The organism is Mesorhizobium sp. M2A.F.Ca.ET.042.01.1.1, from assembly GCF_003997405.1.
GTDB lineage: Bacteria > Pseudomonadota > Alphaproteobacteria > Rhizobiales > Rhizobiaceae > Mesorhizobium.
In genome coordinates this window covers 1-943 of the sequence record NZ_RZRX01000591.1, presented here as the reverse complement: position 1 = coordinate 943, position 943 = coordinate 1, and the positions used below count along the sequence as shown (strand labels likewise).

The following is a 943-nucleotide window of genomic DNA, read 5'->3' as shown; positions in this document are numbered from 1 at the left end:
GCGCAGGACGCCGTCGGAGCCCAGGGCCAGGTCGCCATTGGCGCAGGCGGCAAAGCGCTCGGCGCGCGCATCGAACTCGGCCGCGAGCGCCTTCTGGGCCGCGATCCGCACCGCCTTGGCGTCCTCGCCGCCGGCGCTTTGGTCGGCGGTGAAGCGGAACCCCTGCAACTCGCCGACATGATGACCTTCGACGAGGACGGTTCCGGTTGGGCTGATTTCGGCTTCAGGCATGGTATTTTCTCTAAGGCGCCGCATGAGGACGGAAGTCCTGCGGTCTACGAAGCGTTTCGTCAACCGCTCATGCAACGCATCCGACAATCTGTCTTCGATTTCGCGCGTCTTTTCCTGCCAGTGTAGCTGATCGGCCAGCCATCCGGGGCGGTTGGAGACGAAAGTCCAGGTGCGGATCTGCGCGATCCGGTGCGAGAGCGTGTCGATGTCGCCTTCCGTCGTGTCGGCGCGCCGCACCTGGTCGGCCATGTAATTCTCATCGACATGGCCGCGGCGCGCAAGGTCCATATAGATGGAGGCGATAAGATCGGCGTGCTGGGCCGGCGCGATCTTGCGGTAGTCGGGGAGCGCGCAGGCTTCCCAGAGCAGCGCGACACGCTCCTTGCCGGTGGCCAAGGCGCGGATGTCGCCGTCCTTCGACAGATGCTCCAGCGCCTGCGCGTCGACAGCCGGCAGCGCGCGGGTCAGCCCCTCGACCGGCGCGTTGGTCTCGGTCGAGCGCTTGAGAGCGTCGAGGCTGGAAAAATCGAAATCGGCGGTCCGCCATTGCAGCACCTTCACCGGGTCGAAGTCGTGCGCCTCGATCTTGGCGACCAGATCCTCGTCGAACGGGTCGACCTGGCCGGTGACGCCGAACGTGCCGTCGCGCAGGTGCCGGCCGGCGCGGCCGGCGATCTGGCCGAGCTCGGCCGCGCTCAGGTCGCGGTATTGG

General features: G+C 66.9%; 1 pseudogene. It reads right to left on the bottom strand.

The features are described 5' to 3' along the window. Positions 1–943 (bottom strand): annotated as a pseudogene (locus EOA23_RS35045) (helicase); the annotation flags it as partial.